The organism is Streptomyces sp. enrichment culture (assembly GCF_964273145.1).
GTDB lineage: Bacteria > Actinomycetota > Actinomycetes > Streptomycetales > Streptomycetaceae > Streptomyces.
Window position 1 is genome coordinate 5,101,957 of sequence record NZ_OZ186873.1, and the last position, 18,632, is coordinate 5,120,588.

General features: G+C 74.1%; 15 protein-coding genes. 9 read left to right on the forward strand and 6 right to left on the reverse strand.

Going from position 1 to position 18,632, the window contains the following annotated elements; translation table 11 throughout:
- Positions 1-133: 133 nt before the first annotated feature.
- The 6 genes from ACSU6Z_RS23015 to ACSU6Z_RS23040 all read left to right on the forward strand — a co-directional run bounded on the left by ACSU6Z_RS23015 (position 134) and on the right by ACSU6Z_RS23040 (position 9,757).
- A complete protein-coding gene (locus ACSU6Z_RS23015) occupies positions 134-1,057 on the forward strand; it encodes an LLM class F420-dependent oxidoreductase (RefSeq protein ID WP_437048317.1) in 924 nt (307 codons plus the stop codon).
- A gap of 207 nt (positions 1,058-1,264) precedes the next feature.
- Complete coding sequence (locus ACSU6Z_RS23020) at positions 1,265-2,824, forward strand: 3' terminal RNA ribose 2'-O-methyltransferase Hen1 (RefSeq protein WP_437048319.1); 1,560 nt, start codon at positions 1,265-1,267, stop codon at positions 2,822-2,824.
- On the forward strand, positions 2,821-5,370 hold the full coding sequence (locus ACSU6Z_RS23025) for a polynucleotide kinase-phosphatase (protein WP_437048321.1): 2,550 nt from the start codon (positions 2,821-2,823) through the stop codon (positions 5,368-5,370). Before ACSU6Z_RS23020 ends, ACSU6Z_RS23025 begins: the two co-directional genes overlap by 4 nt.
- Positions 5,371-5,888: 518 nt before the next feature.
- Positions 5,889-7,112: an arginine deiminase gene (locus tag ACSU6Z_RS23030; RefSeq protein ID WP_437015246.1), complete on the forward strand. Its 1,224-nt coding sequence runs from the start codon at positions 5,889-5,891 to the stop codon at positions 7,110-7,112.
- A gap of 86 nt (positions 7,113-7,198) precedes the next feature.
- Complete coding sequence (argF, locus tag ACSU6Z_RS23035; RefSeq protein WP_437048322.1) at positions 7,199-8,206, forward strand: ornithine carbamoyltransferase; 1,008 nt, start codon at positions 7,199-7,201, stop codon at positions 8,204-8,206.
- A 117-nt stretch (positions 8,207-8,323) separates the two neighbouring features.
- Entirely contained in the window at positions 8,324-9,757 is a 1,434-nt protein-coding gene (locus tag ACSU6Z_RS23040; RefSeq protein WP_437048324.1) for an amino acid permease, read from the forward strand.
- Here ACSU6Z_RS23040 and ACSU6Z_RS23045 read toward each other — a convergent pair.
- Together ACSU6Z_RS23045 and ACSU6Z_RS23050 are read right to left on the reverse strand one after the other, a co-directional pair.
- On the reverse strand, positions 9,717-10,223 hold the full coding sequence (locus tag ACSU6Z_RS23045; protein ID WP_437048326.1) for an ATP-binding protein: 507 nt from the start codon (positions 10,221-10,223) through the stop codon (positions 9,717-9,719). The genes ACSU6Z_RS23040 and ACSU6Z_RS23045 overlap by 41 nt on opposite strands.
- A 647-nt stretch (positions 10,224-10,870) precedes the next feature.
- The gene (locus ACSU6Z_RS23050; RefSeq protein ID WP_437048328.1) at positions 10,871-11,758 is read right to left on the reverse strand and encodes a sulfotransferase family protein; all 888 of its coding nucleotides are present in this window, start codon (positions 11,756-11,758) and stop codon (positions 10,871-10,873) included.
- A gap of 545 nt (positions 11,759-12,303) precedes the next feature.
- Between ACSU6Z_RS23050 and ACSU6Z_RS23055 the strand changes: the two genes are divergently transcribed.
- Positions 12,304-12,795: a DUF6299 family protein gene (locus ACSU6Z_RS23055; protein ID WP_437048330.1), complete on the forward strand. Its 492-nt coding sequence runs from the start codon at positions 12,304-12,306 to the stop codon at positions 12,793-12,795.
- A gap of 328 nt (positions 12,796-13,123) precedes the next feature.
- Here ACSU6Z_RS23055 and ACSU6Z_RS23060 read toward each other — a convergent pair whose 3' ends face one another.
- Complete coding sequence (locus tag ACSU6Z_RS23060) at positions 13,124-13,489, reverse strand: YybH family protein (protein WP_437048331.1); 366 nt, start codon at positions 13,487-13,489, stop codon at positions 13,124-13,126.
- A 132-nt stretch (positions 13,490-13,621) separates the two neighbouring features.
- Here ACSU6Z_RS23060 and ACSU6Z_RS23065 point away from each other — a divergent pair, with 132 nt between their 5' ends.
- Positions 13,622-14,557, forward strand: coding sequence for a LysR family transcriptional regulator (locus ACSU6Z_RS23065; protein WP_437048333.1), 936 nt, complete (start codon positions 13,622-13,624; stop codon positions 14,555-14,557).
- A 157-nt stretch (positions 14,558-14,714) separates the two neighbouring features.
- Here the strand turns inward: ACSU6Z_RS23065 and ACSU6Z_RS23070 are convergent, their stop codons facing one another.
- Complete coding sequence (locus tag ACSU6Z_RS23070) at positions 14,715-15,188, reverse strand: DUF6083 domain-containing protein (RefSeq protein ID WP_437048335.1); 474 nt, start codon at positions 15,186-15,188, stop codon at positions 14,715-14,717.
- Positions 15,189-15,652: 464 nt separating this feature from the next.
- On the opposite strand from ACSU6Z_RS23070, the gene ACSU6Z_RS23075 reads away from it, so the two are divergent.
- Entirely contained in the window at positions 15,653-16,270 is a 618-nt protein-coding gene (locus ACSU6Z_RS23075; protein WP_437048337.1) for a TOPRIM nucleotidyl transferase/hydrolase domain-containing protein, read from the forward strand.
- Between the two features lie 96 nt (positions 16,271-16,366).
- Here the strand turns inward: ACSU6Z_RS23075 and ACSU6Z_RS23080 are convergent, their stop codons facing one another.
- Positions 16,367-17,896, reverse strand: a complete 1,530-nt coding sequence (locus tag ACSU6Z_RS23080) for a helix-turn-helix domain-containing protein (protein WP_437048338.1) — start codon at positions 17,894-17,896, stop codon at positions 16,367-16,369.
- A gap of 64 nt (positions 17,897-17,960) precedes the next feature.
- A complete protein-coding gene (locus tag ACSU6Z_RS23085) occupies positions 17,961-18,158 on the reverse strand; it encodes a DUF4236 domain-containing protein (RefSeq protein WP_437048340.1) in 198 nt (65 codons plus the stop codon).
- Between the last annotated feature and the right edge of the window lie 474 nt (positions 18,159-18,632).

The following is an 18,632-nucleotide window of genomic DNA, read 5'->3' on the forward strand; positions in this document are numbered from 1 at the left end:
CGATCACCCGGCGGGCGGGGCACGGGCGCGGGGACCGCGCGGCACCGGGGCCCTCCCGCGCCACCCCGCGCGGCCGGGAGCGCGGCGGGGGCCCGGCGGGAGGGACGCCCGCCCGAGCGTGCAGGATGGACGCATGGATCTCCGCATCTTCACCGAGCCCCAGCAGGGGGCCACCTACGACACCTTGCTCACCGTGGCGAAGGCCACCGAGGACCTGGGCTTCGACGCCTTCTTCCGCTCCGACCACTATCTGAAGATGGGCTCCGTGGACGGCCTTCCCGGCCCCACCGACGCCTGGATCACCCTCGCCGGCCTGGCCCGCGAGACCAAGCGCATCCGGCTCGGCACACTGATGACCGCCGGAACCTTCCGGCTGCCCGGTGTGCTCGCCATCCAGGTCGCGCAGGTCGACCAGATGTCCGGCGGCCGGGTCGAACTGGGCCTGGGCGCGGGCTGGTTCGAGGAGGAGCACAAGGCGTACGGCATCCCCTTCCCGAAGGAGAAGTTCGCGCGCCTGGAGGAGCAGCTGGAGATCGTCACCGGCCTGTGGGCGACCGAGGTCGGCAAGACGTACGACTTCCACGGCGAGTACTACGACCTCACCGGCTCGCCCGCGCTGCCCAAGCCCGCGCAGAAGAAGGTCCCCGTGCTCATCGGCGGCCACGGCGCGACCCGCACCCCGCGCCTGGCCGCGAGGTACGCCGACGAGTTCAACATCCCCTTCGCCTCCATCGAGGACACCGAGCGCCAGTTCGGCCGGGTCCGCGCCGCCGCCGAGCAGGCCGGGCGCGAGGCCGGCGACCTGACGTACTCCAACGCCCTCGTCGTCTGCGTCGGCCGGGACGACGCCGAGGTCGCCCGCCGCGCCGCCGCGATCGGCCGCGAGGTCGAGGAGCTGAAGCTGAACGGGCTCGCGGGCTCCCCGGCCGAGGTCGTCGACAAGATCGGCCGCTACGCCGAGGTCGGCTCGCAGCGGATCTACCTCCAGATCCTCGACCTCGACGACCTGGACCACCTGGAGCTGATCTCCTCGCAGGTGCAGACGCAGCTGTCCTGACCGCACCCGACGGCACAGGAACAGGACGCACGGGACGCGGCGGCGCGCAAGACGGGCGGGGCGGACGAGGGACCGGATAAACGAAGGCGCCGGCCCGGCCCGCTGTGCGATGGTGTGACCGCCGTCCCGCGGAGCTCCCGGAATCACCCTTCCGGGGGCTCTCGCGCACGGCGCCCCAAGTCGTCGACCGGCCGGAGAGGCCTCCGCATGTTCCTGACCGTCACCACCACCGGAACCCCCGAACGCCCCGCCACCGACCTCGGCTTCCTGCTGCACAAGCATCCCGACAGGGCGCAGGCGTTCCCCACCTCCTACGGCACGGCCCACGTCCTCTACCCCGAGGCCGGGGACCGGCGCTGCACGGCGGCGCTGCTGCTGGAGGTCGATCCGGTGGCGCTGGTCCGGCGTGGCAGGGGCAAGGGCCGGGGCGGCGCGCCCGACTCGGCGCTCGCGCAGTACGTCAACGACCGTCCCTACGCCGCCTCCTCGCTGCTCGCCGTCGCGCTGAGCGGCGTCTTCTCCAGCGCGCTGCGCGGCGTGTGCAGGGCGAGGCCCGAGCTTCCCGCCCGGCCCCTGCCGCTGCGCATCGAGGTGCCCGCGCTGCCCGCCCGCGGCGGCCCGGACCTCGTGCGACGGCTGTTCGAGCCGCTCGGCTGGGCGGTGACGGCGGACCCCGTCCCGCTGGACACCGCGTTCCCCGAGTGGGGCGATTCGCGGTACGTGCGGCTGGTCCTGGAGTCCGGGGCGCTGACCCTCGCCGAGGCCCTGCGCCACCTGTACGTCCTGCTCCCCGTCCTCGACGACGCCAAGCACTACTGGGTCGCCCCCGACGAGGTCGACAAGCTGCTGCGGGCGGGCGAGGGCTGGCTGCCCGCGCACCCCGAGCAGAAGCTGATCACCAGCCGTTACCTGTCGCGCCGCTGGTCGCTGACGCGACAGGCGCAGGAGCGGCTGGAGCTGGCGCGGCTGGCAGAGGCGGACGACAGCGAGCCCGAGGAACTCGACAACGCGGTCGAGGAGGAGGCCGGGACCGCGACCGGGGCCGGGACCGAGGGCGTGGCGGGGACGGGGACCGGGGACGCGACAAAGGCAGAAACCGGGGCCTGCGCCGAGACCGGGGAGAAGCCGGTGCCGCTCGCCGTGCGGCGCAGGGAGGCGATCCTCGCCGCCCTGCGCGAGGCCGCCGCCGCCCGCGTCCTCGACCTCGGTTGCGGGGAGGGCCACCTGGTCCAGGCGTTGCTCAAAGAGCCGCGCTTCACCGAAATCCTCGGCGTCGACGTGTCGGTGCGCGCGCTCACCGCCGCCTCCCGGCGGCTGAGGCTCGACCGCATGGGGGAGCGGCAGGCCGCGCGCGTGCGGCTCCTCCAGGGCTCCCTCGCCTACACCGACCACCGGCTCGAGGGGTACGACGCCGCCGTGCTGAGCGAGGTGATCGAACACCTCGATGCGCCCCGGCTGCCCGCCCTGGAGCACGCGGTGTTCGGCGCGGCCCGCCCCCGCACGGTCGTCGTGACCACGCCGAACGTCGAGTACAACGTCCGCTGGGAGAGCCTCCCGGCCGGACACGTCCGCCACCGCGACCACCGCTTCGAGTGGACCCGCGCCGAGTTCCGCGCCTGGGCGGAGACGGTCGCCGCACGCCACGGGTACGGCGTGGAGTTCCGGCCCGTCGGCCCCGACGACCCCGAGGTGGGACCGCCCACCCAGATGGCCGTGTTCACGAGGGGCACCACGGTCCCGACCGAGAAGGAGGCGAAGGCCGCATGACCACCGAGACGCCCGTCGAGGGCCGCACCCTGCCGGTCACCGACCTCTCCCTCGTCGTACTGATCGGCGCCTCCGGCTCCGGCAAGTCCACCTTCGCCCGCCGCCACTTCAAGCCCACCGAGGTCATCTCCTCCGACTTCTGCCGGGGACTGGTCGCCGACGACGAGAACGACCAGGGCGCGAGCGGGGACGCCTTCGACGTCCTGTACTACATCGCGGGCAAACGGCTCGCGGCCGGCCGGCGCACCGTCGTCGACGCCACCAGCGTCCAGTCCGAGGCCCGGCGCCGGCTGATCGAGCTGGCCAGGCAGTACGACGTGCTGCCGATCGCGATCGTGCTCGACGTGCCGGAGGAGGTGTGCGCCGCGCGCAACGCGGCCCGCGCCGACCGCGCCGGCATGCCGCGCCGCGTGATCGGGCGCCACGTCCGCGAACTCCGCCGCTCCCTGCGCCACCTGGAGCGCGAGGGCTTCCGCAAGGTCCACGTCCTGCGCGGCACCGACGAGGTCGAGCACGCCACTGTCGTCACCGAGAAGCGGTTCAACGACCTCACCCACCTCACCGGACCGTTCGACATCATCGGCGACGTCCACGGCTGCTCCGCCGAACTGGAGGCGCTGCTCGGTACGTTGGGCTACTCCGACGGTGTGCACCCCGAGGGCCGCACCGCCGTCTTCGTCGGCGACCTCGTCGACCGCGGCCCCGACAGCCCGGGCGTGCTGCGCCGCGTGATGGCGATGGTGAAGTCGGGCAACGCGCTGTGCGTACCCGGCAACCACGAGAACAAGTTCGGCCGGTACCTCAGGGGCCGCAAGGTCCAGCACACCCACGGCCTGGCCGAGACCGTCGCGCAGATGGAGGGCGAGAGCGAGGAGTTCCGCGCCGAGGTGCGGGAGTTCGTCGACGGGCTGGTCAGCCACTACGTCCTCGACGGCGGCAGACTGGTGGTCTGCCACGCCGGGCTGCCGGAGAAGTACCACGGCCGCACCTCCGGCCGGGTCCGCAGCCACGCCCTGTACGGCGACACCACCGGGGAGACCGACGAGTTCGGGCTGCCGGTGCGCTACCCGTGGGCGGAGGACTACCGGGGCCGGGCCGCCGTCGTCTACGGCCACACCCCCGTCCCGGAGGCCACCTGGCTCAACAACACCATCTGCCTGGACACCGGCGCCGTCTTCGGCGGCAGGCTGACCGCGCTGCGCTGGCCGGAGCGCGAACTGGTCGACGTACCGGCCGAGCGGGTCTGGTACGAGCCGGTCAGGCCGCTGCGCGCCGAGGTGCCCGGCGGGCACGGGGGCCGGCCGCTGGACCTGGCGGACGTGCACGGGCGGCGGGTCGTGGAGACCCGGCACGCGGGCCGGATCACCGTCCGGGAGGAGAACGCGGCGGCGGCCCTGGAGGTCATGAGCCGCTTCGCGATCGACCCCCGGCTCCTGCCGTACCTCCCGCCGACCATGGCGCCCACCGCCACCTCGCGGATCGACGGCTACCTGGAGCACCCGGCGGAGGCCTTCGCGCAGTACGCCGCGGACGGCGTCGCCCGGGTCGTGTGCGAGGAGAAGCACATGGGCTCGAGGGCGGTGGCGCTGGTGTGCCGGGACGCGCAGGCGGCGCGCGTGCGGTTCGGAGTCGACGGCGGGCCCACCGGGTCCCTGTACACCCGCACCGGCCGCCCCTTCTTCGACGACGCGGCCGTCACCGAGGAGATCCTCGGCCGGCTGCGCGCGGCGATCGGCGAGGCCGGCCTGTGGGACAGGCTGGAGACGGACTGGCTGCTGCTGGACGCCGAGCTGATGCCCTGGTCCCTGAAGGCGTCCGGGCTGCTGCGGTCGCAGTACGCCGCCGTGGGCGCCGCCTCCGGCGCGGTGTTCCCCGGCGCGCTGGCCGCCCTGGAGGGCGCGGCGGCCCGCGGCGTCGACGTCACGGAGCTGCTCGCGCGCCAGCGGGAGCGGGCCGCCGACGCCGCCGCGTTCACGGCCGCCTACCGGCGCTACTGCTGGACCACCGACGGCCTGGACGGCGTCCGCCTGGCCCCGTTCCAGATCCTCGCCGTCCGGGGCCGCAGCCTCGCCGGCCTGCCCCACGACGAGCAGCTCGCGCTACTCGACCGGCTCGTCGAGCACGACGGCAGCGGCCTGCTCCGGACCACCCGGCGGCTGTACGTCGACACCGGCGACCCCGAGTCGGTGCGGGCCGGCACCGACTGGTGGCTGGAGACGACCGGCCGCGGTGGCGAGGGCATGGTCGTCAAGCCGGTCGGAGCGCTGGTGCGGGACGGGAACGGGCGCCTGGTGCAGCCCGGTGTCAAGTGCCGGGGCCGCGAGTACCTGCGGATCGTCTACGGTCCCGAGTACACGCGCCCGGACAACCTCGCCCGGCTGCGGCAGCGGTTCCTGAACCACAAGCGGTCGCTGGCGCTGCGCGAGTACGCCCTCGGCCTGGAGGCCCTGGACCGGCTGGCGGACGGCGAGCCGCTGTGGCGGGTGCACGAGGCCGTCTTCGGCGTCCTGGCGCTGGAGTCGGAGCCGGTGGACCCGCGCCTGTGACGCGGTGCGCGCCGGCCCCGCAGTGGTCCCGCTCCGCCCGCCGGTCGATTCCGGCGGGCGGAGCGGGCGTCTCACCCGTCCCCCGGCCGGGACCGTCGACGTCCCGTCCCGCGGGCGCGAGGCGGCCGTGGGGGCGGGCGGCGTGTCGGCCCCGGCCGTCGAGGCGGCGGACCGGGAGGGGGAGCGGCCGGGAGCGCCGTGGCGAGGGCCGTCCCGCCGAGCGGTGAGGGGCCGGGCGCCGTCCGTCCGGACCCCACGCCCGTAGGCTAGGCGCCGCCCGGCGTCGCATCACAGGTCGTACGCGTGCCGGGGACGGGGGCACAGGCGCACGCGGGGGGCGGCCGTCCGCCCCACGGGGCCGGCCGACCCCCGGCGGGGCCTTTGCGCGCCCGCGGGGTACTCGGTCCGCACCGCACCGCCCCGCACGTACCCGCCCGTTTCGCGCGCGCCCGCGTACGGCGGCGCGGCCGTCCGTGCGGGCGGGGGATGAACCCCGTCCGAATGGTCAGGATGAAGGCATGGGATTCCACGTCGACTCCGAGGCCGGGCGGCTGCGCCGCGTCATCCTGCACCGGCCGGATCTCGAGCTCAAAAGGCTCACGCCCAGCAATAAGGACGCGCTCCTCTTCGACGACGTGCTCTGGGTGCGCCGGGCGCGCGCCGAGCACGACGGTTTCGCCGACGTGCTGCGCGACCGCGGGATCGCCGTCCACCTCTTCGGCGACCTGCTCACCGAGACCCTCGACGTCCCGCAGGCCAGGGAGCTGATCCTGGACCAGGTCTTCGACGAGAAGGAGTACGGCCCGCTCGCCACCGACCACCTGCGGGCCGCCTTCGAGGCGCTGCCCTCCCGCGAGCTCGCCGAGGCCCTGGTGGGCGGCATGACCAAACGGGAGTTCCTGGACGCGCACCCGGAGCCGGTCTCGGTGCGCTTCCACGTGATGGAGCTGGACGACTTCCTGCTCGGCCCGCTGCCCAACCACCTCTTCACCCGCGACACCTCCGCCTGGATATACGACGGGGTCTCGATCAACGCGATGCGCTGGCCGGCCCGGCAGCGCGAGACCGTGCACTTCGAGGCGATCTACCGGTACCACCCCCTCTTCCGGGACGAGCCGTTCCACGTCTGGTCCGAGGGGCTGGCCGACTACCCGTCGACCATCGAGGGCGGTGACGTGCTGGTCATCGGCAACGGCGCGGTCCTCATCGGCATGAGCGAGCGGACCACGCCGCAGGCCGTGGAGATGCTCGCCCACAAGCTGTTCGCCGCGGGCTCCGCGCAGACGATCGTGGCCCTGGACATGCCCAAGCGCCGCGCCCTGATGCACCTCGACACGGTGATGACGATGGTCGACGGCGACACCTTCACCCAGTACGCGGGGCTCGGCATGCTCCGCTCATACACCATCGAACCGGGCGTAGGGGAAAAGGAGCTGAAGGTCACCGACCATCCGCCGGAGCACATGCACCGGGCGATCGCCGCCGCGCTCGGCCTGAGCGAGATCCGCGTGCTGACCGCCACCCAGGACGTCCACGCCGCGGAACGGGAGCAGTGGGACGACGGCTGCAACGTGCTCGCCGTCGAGCCGGGCGTCGTCGTCGCCTACGAGCGCAACTCCACCACCAACACGCATCTGCGCAAGCAGGGCATCGAGGTGATCGAGATCCCGGGCAGCGAGCTGGGGCGTGGCCGGGGCGGGCCGCGCTGCATGAGCTGCCCGGTGGTGCGGGACGCCGTGTGAGGGCCGCCCGCACAGCAGTCTGTATAAGAATTCTATTCGTTGTATAGTATTTCAGTTGTCCTGTTCCCGTCCCTCTGGAGCGCCCCATGGCGACACTCCCGGCCGCCCTCGCCGGCCGCCCCTTCCTCAAGGAGCTCGACTTCACCGCTGAGGAGTTCCGCTCCCTGATCGAGCTGGCCGCCGAGCTGAAGGCCGCCAAGAAGGCCGGGACCGAGCGGCGGTACCTGAGCGGGAAGAACATCGCGCTGATCTTCGAGAAGACCTCCACGCGCACCCGCTGCGCCTTCGAGGTCGCCGCCGCCGACCAGGGCGCCTCGACGACGTACCTGGACCCGTCCGGGTCGCAGATCGGCCACAAGGAGTCCGTGAAGGACACCGCCCGCGTGCTCGGCCGCATGTTCGACGCGATCGAGTACCGCGGGGACAGCCAGGCGAAGGTGGAGGAGCTCGCGGCCCACGCCGGCGTGCCCGTCTACAACGGCCTCACCGACGACTGGCACCCCACCCAGATGCTCGCCGACGTGCTGACGATGACCGAGCACAGCGCCAGGCCCCCGGAGCGGATCGCCTTCGCCTACCTCGGCGACGCCCGCTTCAACATGGGCAACTCCTACCTGGTGACCGGCGCCCTGCTGGGCATGGACGTGCGGATCGTCGCCCCGAGGTCCTACTGGCCCGCGCGGGAGATCGTCGACCGGGCCCGGGAGCTGGCCGCGGCGAGCGGCGCCCGCGTCACCCTCACCGAGTCGGTGGCCGAGGGCGTGCGGGGCGCCGACTTCGTCGCCACCGACGTATGGGTCTCCATGGGCGAGCCCAAGGAGGTCTGGGCCGAGCGGATCGCCGCCCTCGCCCCGTACGCCGTGACCATGGACGTCCTGCGCGCCACCGGCAACCCGGACGTGAAGTTCCTGCACTGCCTGCCCGCCTTCCACGACCTGGGCACCAAGGTCGGCCAGGAGATCTTCGACGCCCACGGCCTGGACTGCCTCGAGGTCACGGACGAGGTGTTCGAGTCGGCGCACTCGGTCGTCTTCGACGAGGCGGAGAACCGGCTGCACACCATCAAGGCGGTCATGGTCGCCACCCTCGCCTGAGCCGCGGCCCGTCCGGACGGGCCCCAAGCTGACCGGCGGCTCGGAGCCACCCCTTCCGCGGCCGCCGCCCGCGGCACACCCGTCGCCCCCGCACCACCAGAAACGAGCACCACCCGCATGCCCCGCATCAAGTCCCCCCACCTCCTGGTGGCCGAATCCGGCGCCGACCGCGAAGGACACGGCCTCAAGCGGACGATGGGCCTGTTCCAGCTCATCTGCTTCGGCGTCGGCGCCATCGTCGGCACCGGCATCTTCGTCGGCCTGTCCGACTCGGTCGGCGAGGCCGGCCCCGCCGTCGTGATCTCCTTCGTGCTGGCCGCGATCACCTGCGTGTTCACCGCGTTCGCCTTCGCCGAGCTGGGCAGCGCCATCCCGGTCTCCGGATCGTCGTACTCCTTCGCCTACGCCGGACTCGGCGAGACCACCGCCTTCCTGGTCGGCTGGTGCCTGCTCCTCGAATACGGCGTGTCGGTGTCCGCGGTCGCGGTCGGCTGGAGCCAGTACGTCAACGAACTGCTGGACAGCATCATCGGCCTGACGCTCCCGGACGCGCTCTCCGCGGGCCCCGGCGACGGTGGCGTGGTCAACCTGCCCGCCGTCGTCGTCATCGCCCTGGCCTGCGTACTGCTGGTGCGCGGGGTGCGTGAGAGCGCCCGGGCCACGGCCGCCATGGCCGTCCTCAAGCTCGCCGTCCTCGTCGCCTTCTGCGCGATCGGCTACACCGCCTTCAAGGACGGCAACCTCACCCCGTTCTCCCCGGCCGGACTCGGCGGCATCGGCGCCGGCACCACGGCCGCCTTCTTCTCCTACATCGGCTTCGACGCGATCACCACCGCCGGCGAGGAGGCGAAGAACCCGCGCCGGGACGTCCCGGTCGCCATCCTGGTCTGCATCGGCCTGGTCACCCTGCTGTACTGCGCGGTCGCCCTCGCCGCGATCGGCGCCATCGGCGGCGACGAGGTCGGCGGCCGGCCCGCCGCCCTGTCCTACGTCGTCGACGAGGTCACCGGTTCCACGGTCGGCGGCGCGATCGTCGCCTTCGGCGCGGTCGTCGCCATCGCCTCGGTGGTGCTCACCGTGACGTACGGCCAGACCCGCATCCTGATGTCGATGGCCCGCGACGGACTCGTCCCGCCCGTGTTCGAGAAGGTCTCCCCGCGCACCGCCACGCCGGTCGCCGGGACCCTGATCGTCGGGATCGTCTTCGCGCTCCCGGCGGCGTTCGCCTCGCTGGACTCGGTGGTCAACCTGTGTACCATCGGCACCCTGGCCACCATGGCGGCCGTCAACATCGCGGTGATCGCGCTGCGCCGCCGCGAGCCGGGCCTGGAGCGCACCTTCCGCGTGCCGCTCTACCCGGTGATGCCGCTGCTCGGCGTCGGCTTCTGCCTGTACCTGATGTACGAGACGGGCGTGACGACCTGGGTCCAGTTCGCCGTGTTCCTGGCGGCGGGGCTCGCCCTGTACCTGGCCTACGGGCGCCGCCACTCCCGGCTCGCCCAGGCCCCCGTCACGCCGGACGACGCTGAGCGGGCACCACAGGCAGTCTGAACCAGACCGCCTTGCCGGAGCCGGTGGGGCGGTGGCCGCAGGAGGAGCTCAGGGCGCGGATCAGCAGCAGACCGCGCCCGTACTCCTGCCAGGGGTCGGGGGTGATGTCCACCGGACGGGTCAGGTCGCCGGGCGGCGCGGGGTCCGGGTCGTGCACCTCGACCTGGCAGGCGGTCGGCATCAGTTCCACGACCAGCTCGATCGGGGCGCTGCCGGAGGTGTGCTCCACGGCGTTGGCGACCAGCTCGGCCGTGAGCAGCTCCGCGGTGTCGCAGTCGGCGGCGTGCTCCTGCTCGGCCAGTGCCGAACGCACCAGCGCACGGGCCACGGGCACGGCCGCGGTGGTGTGCGGCAGCGCGATGCGCCAAGAGGCCGACGGGCGAGGCGGCACGGAGTGCCTCCATGGGGAGCGGTGGTCGGGCGACGGGCGGGTGGGGGATCGATCGTGCACGGCTAGTCCGTTCATGGAGCAGGCTGTCCTGCTTTCAACCGTATGCATGGTACGGCGCCGCCCGGCAGAGCCGCTCGACGGGCACCACGCGGGGCCCTCGGCCCCGGCCACCGGAGGGCCTACCCGGGTGAACGGTCCCTGTCCCGCGGGTGCTCCCGCTGTTACCGCGTTGTCGACATCCGGTGACGCCGCCGATGTGCGGTGACGGACGCGTCCCATGTGACCGCAGGGCACGGAAGCCGGTCGTCCCACCGGGCCCGCCGCCCGGACCGGCCACCGCGTCACCACGACGACGGTTACAGAGGGGCGACGGTTCGAGGGGCGGCGCTCGGCGAGACCGCGCCCGTCCGGGGGGCCGCCCGTCACGGGTCCCCTCACCGGTTCCGTCGCCCCCACCCCTCACCCCCGCCGGCGGCACCCCCGCCGACGGCACCGGCGCGTCGAGCCCGCCGACGGCGTCGTCACCGCCGCCCCGCCCGTGCCGGGAAGCTCGGCGCGTCCGCCTTCGGCCCCACGCCGACCCGCGCGATCCGCTCGCCCGGCTGCCCCGGCACGGTCCGTGCGCGCCCAGGCCCCGGCTCACGCCGGGCAGCGGGCTCCGGGACGGGCGGCGACGGATCGCGGGCAGCCCCGGCTCCGGCCCCTCGGGCGCGGGCGTCGGGTCACAGGTAGCCCCAGGTCCGGCACATCGGGCGCAGCGCCTCGGCGATCTCGCCGGGTTCCGGCAGCGGGCGGCCCGGCTGGACCGTGCCCGTGCGGATCGTCTCGCGCCAGTCGCCCAGGCCCCGGACCAGCCTGCCGCCCCCGCCGCCGTATTCGAGCATGGCCGGTTCGTACTCCACGCCGAGGAACGCGCACAGGCGGCGCATCTGCTCCTCGGGGGCGGCGGTGATGTCCTCGTAGCGCACGGTGTGCCCGCCGGAGTCGGCCGCGCGGGCGGCCTCCACGGCCTCCATGTAGCGCAGCGCCTCGGTGACGGCCACCGGGTAGGGCCGCTTGACCGGGTCGCTCTCGTGCCAGGAGCGGGCGACGGACTCCGGGTGGCGCAGCAGGAACACGAACCGGGCGTCGGGCCAGCAGTCCCTCAGCCGCTGGTGGACGAAGGCGTTGCCGGGCGTCTTCTCGACGATGACGTCCTTGCCGGACCTGACCAGCTCGCGGTGGAGGACGCGGTCCCACAGCAGGTGCTCCAGGTCGCCGCGCGCCAGGTCCAGGGCGGTCATGGCGCTGCGCGCGACGGCGTCGCCGTGGTCGACCCGCAGGTGGCGCAGGTGCAGCTCGTGCGGCGCGTGCAGCCGGGAGTGGGCGCCCAGCATCATGCGCAGCAGGGTCGAGCCGGAACGCACGGAGGAGATGACGAAGACCGGCTGCCGCAGCAGCCGTTCGACCGGCAGGTCCTCGGACGACGGCCGCCGGTAGGCGGGCGCGGTCCGCTGTCCGGGCCGGGCGGCGGCCGCTCCCGGCCGGGCGGGGGTGGACCGGGGGGCCCGCCGTACCTGGAGGCCGACGGTGGCGGTGAGCGCCCGGTTCAGGGTACGCGTGAGACTCATGAGCCGGAGGCTAGGCAGGGAACCTGAGAGAACCGTGGGAGCTTCTTGAGGGCTGCCTTATCGCCCACGGCTCGGCCGTCGACCCGGCTCGGCCGGCGTTCCGGTTCAGTCGCCGCCCCGGTTCAGCCGGCGCTCCGCTCCGGCCGCAGCCCCCGAGTACGCCGCGCCCGCGTACGCAGCCCCCGCGTACGCCGCGCCCGAGTACGCCGCGCCCGCGTCGCGCGGCCGCTCGTCGGTGCCCGGAAGACGGCCGCCGACGACGCGCCCCGACCGCGGCCGGCAGCCGGATCAACTGGGTGAGGGGCACCGGGCCCGGCGCGCGCACCGGCCGGGGAGCCGAGGGGCCGGGGGACGCGCCCGCTGCGGCGAACGGCCGCGTGAGGGCGCTCGTGGACACCGGCTCCGCAGCGGGCTCGCACTCGCCACCGAACGGGTGAGGATCACGGCCCCCCGCCCACCGCCGGGTAGCCGTGGAAGCCCCGGCCGGGTAGCAGTGGAAGCCCCACGGGAGCCCCCACCCCCCCCACCGACCGGGAGGTCCTGCCATGCCCGTACGTTCCGTGCGCCCCCTTCTCGCCGCGGCCGCCGGTGCCGCCCTGCTCCTGCCGGCCGCCCCCGCCGCCGGCGCCGCCCCCGCCGCCGGCGCCGCCCCCGCCGCCGGCGCCGCGGTCCCGGCGGTCCCGGCGGCCCCGGCCGGGACCGTCACCATCGACCCGACGGGCCGCATCGCCCCCGACGGCACCGTCACCCTCTCCGGCACCTACCGCTGCGCCGACAGCACCGGCCCGGTGTTCGTCAGCTCCTCCGTGGCACAGGGCCCCCCGACCGTGCATCGCAACGTGGGCGGCACCCGGGCCGTGTGCGACGGTGCTGAGCGCCGCTGGGTCCACACGGACAGGCCCTTCCCCGCGGCCCCGGTGCGGCCCGGCCCGGCCCACGTGCAGGCCGCCGTCATGGAACTGCGCCCCGCGGGCTTCCTGCTGCTGCCCCACTTCCACGCCTTCCGCGGGCAGGACGTCACGCTCGTCGCGGACTGAGCCGCTCCGCGACCGCCGGACCGTCTGCCCGGGGAGTGCCCGGGACCGCCCGGCAACGGGCCGCGGTGGGCGCGGTTCCCCGCGGGCGCCGGTTCCAGTCGCACGTGATGCGCGGGGCGGGCGTGCCGGACGCCGCCTCGGGCGGGGGCGGAACGCCGACGCCGGGGACGCCGTCCCGCCCGGGCCACCGGCGCGGGGACCGGCCGCCGGCCGGACGCGTCCGGCGGTCGGAGCGGCGAAGGGGGCCGGTGCGGCGGAGAGCCGGGAGCGCGTCGTGCGGGCCGTGAACGGGTCGCGGCCGCCACGCGCACGGCGCCCCTAAGGCGTCTCAGCCCGCGGGCGGGCGGAACTCCGGCTGGTCGATGAGGCGCAGCCAGCTGCCGTCCGGCTGGCGCCGGACCACCTGCGCCCGTGCGCCCGCACCGTCCCCGGGTGGAGTCGACGTCAGCGCGATGTCACCGCGGACCAGCGTCGGAAGCGGCTGCTCCGGCTCGAAACGCGGGGCGTCGGCCAGCATCTTCTCGAACAGTTCGCGAATGGCCTCCCGGCCCGTCGTGACGCTGCCCGGCGGATAGGCCATCACGGCCTCCTCCTCGTACAGCGCGGCGAGACCGGCGGCGTCACCGGCGTTGGCGCGCTCGACGAAGAGGCGGGTGAGGTCCTCCGGCTTCATGGCCTTCTCGTGCTCGGGCACGGCTGTCCTCCCTGGACTCCGGATGTGAGGTGACTGGACTCCGGACGTGACCGGATGTGATGGGACGAGTCTCCGCCGCGCCAACCGGATAAGTCCAAGCAATTGTTTTGATCAGCTGTATAACCTTCAGCTATGGAATTGAGGCAGCTGAAGTACTTCCTCGCCGTCGCCGAGGAACGCAACTTCACCCGGGCCGCCGAGCTGGTCCGCATCAGCCAGCCTGGAATCAGCGCCCAGATACGCCAGCTCGAGGGCGAGCTCGGGGCGACGCTCGTCGACCGGTCGGGCCGCCGGGCCGAACTGACCGCCGTGGGCGAGGTCGTACGCGACCACGCGCGGTCCGTGCTGGCCGCGGTGGAGGCGCTGCACCGGGCCGTCGACGAGATGAACGGGCTGGTCCGGGGCCGGGTCGTGGTGGGCATGGTCAGGGCGTGCACCGTCACCCCGCTGTTCGACGCGCTGTCCGGTTTTCACCTCGCCCACCCCGGGGTGGAGATCAGCCTGGTGGAGGACGACTCCGACCGGCTCGTCGAGCGGGTCCGCGAGGGGACCGTCGACCTGGCCCTCGTCGGCGTGGCCGGCCGGGCACCCGGCGACCTGGACGGATGGCAGGTCGTCAGCGAACCGATCGTGGCCGTGGTGCCGGCCGGCCATCCGCTGGCCGGACACGACGGGATCACCCTCGCCGAGCTGTGCGCCCACCCGATCGTCTGCCTGCCCCCGGGCACCGGCATCCGCGCCGTGCTCGACCGGTCGGCCGCCGCGCACGGCCTGACCCCGGCCGTCGCCCTGCAGGCGAGCGCCCCCGGCGCGGTGCTCGACCTCGCCGCACGGGGACTCGGGGTCGGTGTGCTGTCCCCCTCCATGGTCGGCGGGCGCGAGGGGCTGCGGACCGTGGCCGTCACCGACGCCGACGTACCCGGCGTGCTCGCCCTGGTGTGGGCACCGGTCAAGAGCCCGGCCCTGCGCGAACTGCTGCTGCACTGCCGCCGGTCCTTCGGCGAGCCCCGCCCCGGCACCGGAACGGCCCCGACGGGCACGGCGGCCGCCCATCGGTCAGCCGTGTGAACAACGCTTCAGGCCGGTACGGCCGGCCGCTGTGCGGCGCCCGTACCGGCCGCGGCACCCACCGGGGGGCGCGGGAACGGCACTATGGGAGCGGGCGAGCGCCGGGCGGCACGGGAAGCGGGCCCGGCTCCCCTCGCCCGGCGCCCGGCAGCGCCCTTCAGCCGGCGTCCGGCAGCGCGTCCGCGTCGGCCCTGCGCCGCGCCCGGCGGGCGTTCTCCTCCCGCACCGCGTCCAGCCACCGCCAGGGCCGGATCTCGTCCAGGGCGAGGCCGGGACAGGCCAGTTGGTGCGGAATGCGGCAGGTGGTGCCGGGCGGGGGTTCGTCCAGGCCGCCGTTCCACGCCTGGCCGCCGGTGTCGATGTGCCAGCGGTGCCCGCCGGGGACGAGGTGGGCCGGGATCGGCGGTCCGGGTTCGAGGAGAACGTGCTGCCCGGTGTAGGTGGGACGGCGCTCACCGGTCAGCCCGCAGTGCGGGCACACGGGCGGGGCGGGCGGCTCGGGCCCGTGGGCGCCGTCGACGGCGGCCTGGGCGCGGTCGGCGTTCTCCCACGGTGCCGGTGTGCCGGGGGCCGCCTGCCGGTGGCCGTCGGGACCGGGCAACGGGATGATGCTTTCGTCGGGTCCGCCCATGGCGACCAGCGTGGAACGCGCCGGCCGGCGCCCGGAAGGGGACATCTCGGTCGCAACGGGAGCAGACGGGAGGGGCACACCGGCGTACCGGGGGGCGCACGGGGGCCCGCCCGCCACTCGCCCCGGAGCCGGCCCCCGCGCCCCGCACACCGCCCCGAGCCGGAACGGACCGCCGGCGCCGAGGGCCTCGTGCCTTCATGGTGCGGCGCCCCGTCCCCGCGCCCGTGGCCGTCCCGTGGCCGCGCACCGCTGCGTCACCGGCGGCGACCGGCCCCTGGAACCGATGGCCGGCCACGTCCGCGGGGAGCCGGAACCCCCTTGTGAGGACACCGGCCTGCGGTGGCTTCCCGCTCCACCCGGGCCACCGGAGCGCCGCCCGCCTCCAGTCGGCGCTCCGGCGGTCCGGCCGGCGGTCCGGCGGATATTCCCTACCGCCGCGGCCGGACAGGACGCAGACTCTTCCCATGTCCGACATGGAGTCGTTCCTGGAGGCGGTCACCGCGTGGGCGGCCGGTGGCCCCGGCGGTTCCGCACGCGAGCTGGCCGCGCGGCTGCCCGTCCGGGCGGTCGTCCTGCTCGAAGGGCTCAGCGACGCCGCGGCGGTCGACGCGCTGGCCGCGAGCCGCGGCCGGGACCTGGCGGCCGAAGGGGTCTGCGTCCTGCCGATGGGCGGCGCGATGAACGTCGGCCGCTTCGCCCGCCTCCTCGGCCCGTCCGGCCTGGGCCTCCGCCTCGCGGGACTGTGCGACGAGGGGGAGCGCCCCTACTACGCCCGCGGCTGGGAGGGGGCCGGTGCGGCACGGCACGGGTTCTTCGTCTGCGCGGCGGACCTGGAGGACGAGCTCATCCGCGCCCTGGGGGTGACACGCGTGGCGGAGCTCATCCGCGCACAGGGCGACCAGCGCCCGCTGGAGACCTTCTTGCGCCAGCCCGCACAGCAAGGCCGTACCGCACGGCAGCAGTTGCGGCGCTTCCTCGGCACGAAGAAGGGCCGAAAGATCCAGTACGGCCGCGTCCTGGCGGAAGCCCTCGACCCCCACCGCACACCCGCTCCGCTCGACGGCCTGCTCACCGGACTCTGACCACCGGGCCCGCGCCTCACGGGGGTGCGCGGCGCCGCCTCACCCCCCTCTCGGCCGGCGTCCCTTCGGGACGGAGGGCGAGGCGGCACCCGCCTCTCAGATGTCCCGGAACGTCTCGATCTGCGCCCCGATCGAGTTCAGCCGCTCGGCCAGGTCCTCGTAACCGCGGTTGATGACGTACACGTTGCGCAGCACGGACGTGCCCTCCGCCGCCATCATCGCCAGCAGGACGACCACGGCGGGGCGCAGGGCGGGCGGGCACATCATCTCGGCGGCGCGCCAGCGGGTCGGGCCCTCGACCAGGACGCGGTGCGGGTCGAGGAGTTGGAGCCGGCCGCCGAGGCGGTTGAGGTCGGTCAGGTAGATGGCCCGGTTGTCGTAGACCCAGTCGTGGATGAGGGTCTTGCCCTGGGCGACGGCCGCGATCGCCGCGAAGAACGGGACGTTGTCGATGTTCAGGCCCGGGAACGGCATCGGGTGGATCTTGTCGATCGGTGCCTCCAGCTTGGAGGGCCGGACGGTGAGGTCCACCAGCCGGGTGCGGCCGTTGTCGGCCACGTACTCCGGGGTGCGGTCGTGGTCGAGGCCCATCTCCTCCAGGACCGCCAGCTCGATCTCCAGGAACTCGATCGGCACTCGGCGCACCGTCAGCTCCGACTCGGTCACGACGGCGGCGGCCAGCAGGCTCATCGCCTCGACCGGGTCCTCGGAGGGGGAGTAGTCCACGTCGGTGTCGATGTCCGGCACGCCGTGCACGGTGAGGGTGGTGGTGCCGATGCCCTCGACCTTGACACCGAGCGCCTCCAGGAAGAAGCACAGGTCCTGGACCATGTAGTTGGAGGAGGCGTTGCGGATGACGGTGACGCCGTCGTGGCGGGCGGCGGCCAGCAGCGCGTTCTCGGTGACGGTGTCCCCGCGCTCGGTCAGCACGATCGGGCGGTCGGGGCTGACCGAACGGTCGACGACCGCGTGGTACTGGCCCTCGGTCGCCGCGATGTCCAGGCCGAAGCGGCGCAGCGCGATCATGTGCGGCTCGATGGTCCGGGTGCCGAGGTCGCAGCCGCCGGCGTAGGGCAGCTTGAAGCGGTCCATGCGGTGCAGCAGCGGGCCGAAGAACATGATGATGGACCGGGTGCGCACCGCCGCGTCGGCGTCGATGGCCGCCATGTCCAGCTCGCTGGGCGGCACGATCTCCAGGTCGACGCCGCCGTTGATCCAGCGGGTGCGCACGCCGATGGAGTTCAGCACCTCCAGGAGGCGGTAGACCTCCTCGATGCGGGCGACCCGGCGCAGCACCGTGCGCCCCTTGTTGAGCAGCGAGGCGCACAGCAGGGCCACGCACGCGTTCTTGCTCGTCTTCACGTCGATGGCACCGGACAGGCGGCGGCCGCCGACCACCCGCAGGTGCATGGGGCCCGAGTAGCCCAGAGAGACGATTTCGCTGTCCAGTGCTTCACCGATGCGGGCGATCATCTCAAGGCTGATGTTTTGATTGCCGCGCTCGATGCGGTTCACCGCGCTCTGGCTGGTGCCGAGCGCCTCGGCGAGCTGCGCCTGCGTCCAGCCGCGGTGCTGTCGGGCGTCACGGATGAGCTTGCCGATGCGTACGAGGTAGTCGTCTGCCATGGGGTTGAGGCTATCTCAGATATGAGATGGCGCCTCTTGGGGGGTCTGTTCGGGTGACGTTTCGTCAGCGGCGCCTGGTCGTACGGGTGCGACGCCACCCGAAAGGACCGGGCAAATCCATTGATGTCGTACTACGTCCAGTGCTGCTGCGGGTGTACCGCGGACCTCGTCCGCCGCCGACGGTGAGGGACCAGGAGCGTTTGTTGAGGTTCAGGCGCACCCCGGGCAGGACGCGGAAGCTCTTGCGGAACGTGAGGGGCATCATGTCTCCTTCCGGCCGGGCGGGCGGGCAGGTGGGTCCGGTCCCCTTCGGTTACCCCGGCGTTGCGTGCTGATGGCGTGGATTCCCGTTTCGTTCCGCTCCGCTCCGTTCGGGACGGGGCCGGTACGCGACGGACCTCCGGTGGGGGAGTGTCGGCGAGGCGGAGGCCGGCGGCGTACGTGCCGAAGGCCCGGCGGCCCTGGAGCCGGCCCGGCCCGGGCCGGGTGCGGGGGCGTTTGCGGGTGCGGCTCCTGCGGTCCTCGGTGCGGTCCCCGCGAATTCCGGCGTGATCCTTGCGTGCCCGGCGTGCCCGGCGTGCCCGGCGTGCCCGGCGTGCCTGGCGTTTCCCCGGGCCGTGGCGTGTTCGGGCGGGGCCGGGCGTCGGGCGCGGGCCGTTCCGGACTGCGCGAACGGCGAACGCGGCCTCGGCCGCGGCGGCCGGCGGGGGGTGATCCGCACCACGCGGGCGCGCGG

What these genes read in the sequence shown, in the direction of transcription:
- ACSU6Z_RS23020 (WP_437048319.1), top strand. Translation starts at nt 1,265, where the DNA reads ATGTTCCTGACCGTCACCACCACCGGAACCCCCGAACGCCCCGCCACC.
- ACSU6Z_RS23080 (WP_437048338.1), bottom strand. Translation starts at nt 17,896, where the DNA reads ATGGCAGACGACTACCTCGTACGCATCGGCAAGCTCATCCGTGACGCC.
- ACSU6Z_RS23075 (WP_437048337.1), top strand. Translation starts at nt 15,653, where the DNA reads ATGTCCGACATGGAGTCGTTCCTGGAGGCGGTCACCGCGTGGGCGGCC.
- ACSU6Z_RS23065 (WP_437048333.1), top strand. Translation starts at nt 13,622, where the DNA reads ATGGAATTGAGGCAGCTGAAGTACTTCCTCGCCGTCGCCGAGGAACGC.
- ACSU6Z_RS23050 (WP_437048328.1), bottom strand. Translation starts at nt 11,758, where the DNA reads ATGAGTCTCACGCGTACCCTGAACCGGGCGCTCACCGCCACCGTCGGC.
- ACSU6Z_RS23015 (WP_437048317.1), top strand. Translation starts at nt 134, where the DNA reads ATGGATCTCCGCATCTTCACCGAGCCCCAGCAGGGGGCCACCTACGAC.
- ACSU6Z_RS23030 (WP_437015246.1), top strand. Translation starts at nt 5,889, where the DNA reads ATGGGATTCCACGTCGACTCCGAGGCCGGGCGGCTGCGCCGCGTCATC.
- ACSU6Z_RS23045 (WP_437048326.1), bottom strand. Translation starts at nt 10,223, where the DNA reads ATGAACGGACTAGCCGTGCACGATCGATCCCCCACCCGCCCGTCGCCC.
- ACSU6Z_RS23085 (WP_437048340.1), bottom strand. Translation starts at nt 18,158, where the DNA reads ATGCCCCTCACGTTCCGCAAGAGCTTCCGCGTCCTGCCCGGGGTGCGC.
- ACSU6Z_RS23070 (WP_437048335.1), bottom strand. Translation starts at nt 15,188, where the DNA reads ATGGGCGGACCCGACGAAAGCATCATCCCGTTGCCCGGTCCCGACGGC.
- argF (WP_437048322.1), top strand. Translation starts at nt 7,199, where the DNA reads ATGGCGACACTCCCGGCCGCCCTCGCCGGCCGCCCCTTCCTCAAGGAG.
- ACSU6Z_RS23040 (WP_437048324.1), top strand. Translation starts at nt 8,324, where the DNA reads ATGCCCCGCATCAAGTCCCCCCACCTCCTGGTGGCCGAATCCGGCGCC.
- ACSU6Z_RS23055 (WP_437048330.1), top strand. Translation starts at nt 12,304, where the DNA reads ATGCCCGTACGTTCCGTGCGCCCCCTTCTCGCCGCGGCCGCCGGTGCC.
- ACSU6Z_RS23025 (WP_437048321.1), top strand. Translation starts at nt 2,821, where the DNA reads ATGACCACCGAGACGCCCGTCGAGGGCCGCACCCTGCCGGTCACCGAC.